The sequence below is a fragment of the Cryobacterium sp. MLB-32 genome (assembly GCF_000738085.1).
GTDB lineage: Bacteria > Actinomycetota > Actinomycetes > Actinomycetales > Microbacteriaceae > Cryobacterium.
On record NZ_JPRS01000275.1, the window covers coordinates 1 to 2365 of the forward strand.

Consider the following 2365-nt stretch of genomic DNA (forward strand, 5'->3'; position numbering starts at 1 on the left):
CTTTCCTAAACCATCGTTGGTTTTCCGCCGCACGGGTGAAGGCGGATTGGTTCTTATTCGTCGAGTGCCAATTCCTTGGGCAGCTCGAATTCCTTGGAGGCGAGTTCTTCCACGTTGACATCTTTGAAAGTCAGTACGCGCACCGATTTCACGAAGCGGTCGGAGCGGTACACATCCCAGACCCAGACGTCTTTCATGTTCAGTTCGAAGTAGAAATCGTGCTCCGTGTCACGGCGCACCATGTCGACTTCGTTCGCCAGGTAGAAGCGCCGTTCCGTCTCCACGACGTACTGGAACTGACCAACCACGTCACGATATTCGCGGTACAGGGCCAACTCGACCTCGCGGTCGTAGTCCTCAAACTCGTCTTCTTCCATGGTGACCCAATCCTACGCCGAGTTCTTGAGCCACGATTTGCGGTGCAGCGCCGTCGGACCCAGCAGACCGATGGCGCTCATGTGCTGCGCGCTGCCGTAACCCTTGTTGCCGGACCAGCCGTATCCCGGGGATACGGCATCCGCTTCGATCATCAGTCGGTCCCGGTGCACCTTTGCGATGACGGACGCGGCCGCCACGGATCCACAATCGCGGTCGGCCTTGATTCGCGTAACAACGTTCAGGGGCGTCTTCAGCGCCTTGTTGAGCCAGTCATCACTGCCATCGAGCAGCACCACGCTCGAGGACACGTCTACTCCGGCCGCATAGAGCTCCGCGAGCGCACGTTTTCCGGCGAGGCCGAGACAGGCGATAATGCCGAGCTCATCGATCTCCCGGGCCGAGGCGAGACCGACGGCGGAGTGCATCGCCCAGGCGCTCGCGAGGGGCGCGAGCAGCTCCCTCTTGGGTTCGCTGAGCATCTTGGAGTCGCGTAATCCGGCCGGAATGGGGGTAACGCTGGAGTCGATTGCGACGAATCCCACACCAACCGGGCCGGCCAGGGCTCCGCGACCGACCTCGTCACACCCGATCACGAATCGTGCGCCGTCGGCGAGCAATGCCCGTTCGACGTCGAGGTGCGGGTCGGAGACGGCCACCTACTGCGCCGCGTCTTCGACGCCGCGGAAGACGTCGGGATAGTCGTCGAGCCAGGACCAGCGAGCGAGCGGCCAGCTGATCACGAGCGCACGGCCGACGACGTTCTCGATGGGCACATAACCCTTGCCGGGTGTCTCGCCGTTGTAGCGGGAGTCCTTCGAGTTGTAGCGATTATCGCCCATGACCCAGAGCGAGTCGGCTGGAACGACGATATCGAAGTCGTCTTTCGACACCTTCGTTGCACCGACGGGCAGCAGCACGTACGGCTCGGCGAGGGGCACGCCGTTCACACTCATTTGGCCGAGTGCATTGCAGCACACCACGTGGTCGCCAGGGAGGCCGATCACACGCTTGATCAGGTGATCGTTGCTGTCAGGAGCGGAAAGTCCGACAACGGACATCAGCCAGTCGGCACTCGCCACGATCGGGTTCTGCGTGATTTGCTCCTGAGGAGGCAGCCAGCCGCCCGGATCACGGAAGACGACAACGTCACCGTGCTCGATCGGCATGAAACGCGGTTCGAGCTGGTTGACGATGATGCGGTCATAGACCTGCAGAGTGTTTTCCATCGACCCGGAGGGGATGTAGAACGACCTGATCAGGAACGTCTTGATCAGGAAGGAGATGAGGAGCGCGACCACGAAGATGATGATCAGGTCGCGGATGAACAGCAAGACGCTTTGCTTTGTGGTTTTCTTCTGACCGGGTCGTGGTCGCAATAGTGATCCCAGTCGCGTAGATCGCGTGGGCACCGCTTCTTCTGTCATTAAACCGCCTGAGCTCCCGATCAGTTTACGTGATCGGGAGCTCAGGTGAGAATCCGGGAGAACCGGTGCTAGTCCGTGAGGGTTAGCGCTTTTCCTTGATTTTTGCCTTCTTGCCGCGAAGGTCGCGGAGGAAGTAGAGCTTCGCGCGACGGACGTCTCCGCGGGTAACGACCTCGATGTGGTCGATGACCGGAGAGTGCACCGGGAAGGTACGCTCGACGCCAATCTGGAAGCTCACCTTACGCACGCAGAAGGTCTCGCGCACGCCTTCGCCGGAACGGCCGATGACGATGCCCTGGAAGACCTGGATACGGGAGCGAGTGCCTTCAATAATGTTTACGTGAACCTTGACGGTGTCGCCGGCGCGGAACGCGGGGATGTCCTTCTTGAGGGAAGGAGCATCCACGAAGTCGAGAATATGCATAGTTTGTCGCTCTCTGTATCCGCCACAGGTCGAACACGGTTTGTGCGGGGAACGCGTAACGCGAAACACCCGCAACCGGTAGGTAAGTTTGTGCCGATGTATAGCAGCTCCCCTGTGGCAGAGTCTTGCCGCGGCACAA

4 protein-coding genes are annotated in these 2365 nt (G+C 60.2%); all 4 read right to left on the reverse strand.

The genetic code is table 11. The features are described from left to right. Positions 1 to 53 precede the first annotated feature (53 nt). Positions 54 to 377, reverse strand: a complete 324-nt coding sequence (locus JF66_RS17480) for a DUF2469 family protein (RefSeq protein WP_035880022.1) — start codon at positions 375 to 377, stop codon at positions 54 to 56. Between the two features lie 12 nt (positions 378 to 389). Beyond that, positions 390 to 1034 carry a ribonuclease HII gene (locus JF66_RS23185; protein ID WP_035880024.1) on the reverse strand — a complete coding sequence of 215 codons (645 nt, stop codon included), beginning with the start codon at positions 1032 to 1034 and terminating at the stop codon, positions 390 to 392. Further along, positions 1035 to 1709 (reverse strand): signal peptidase I, encoded by a 675-nt coding sequence (gene lepB / locus JF66_RS23190; RefSeq protein ID WP_369798057.1) that lies wholly within the window; start codon positions 1707 to 1709, stop codon positions 1035 to 1037. A 175-nt stretch (positions 1710 to 1884) separates the two neighbouring features. After that, positions 1885 to 2226, reverse strand: a complete 342-nt coding sequence (gene rplS / locus JF66_RS17495; protein ID WP_035835100.1) for a 50S ribosomal protein L19 — start codon at positions 2224 to 2226, stop codon at positions 1885 to 1887. Between the last annotated feature and the right edge of the window lie 139 nt (positions 2227 to 2365).

Bases quoted from the DNA above. Each gene is read 5' to 3' on its own strand.
- JF66_RS17480 (WP_035880022.1), bottom strand. From the start codon at position 377: ATGGAAGAAGACGAGTTTGAGGACTACGACCGCGAGGTCGAGTTGGCC.
- rplS (WP_035835100.1), bottom strand. From the start codon at position 2,226: ATGCATATTCTCGACTTCGTGGATGCTCCTTCCCTCAAGAAGGACATC.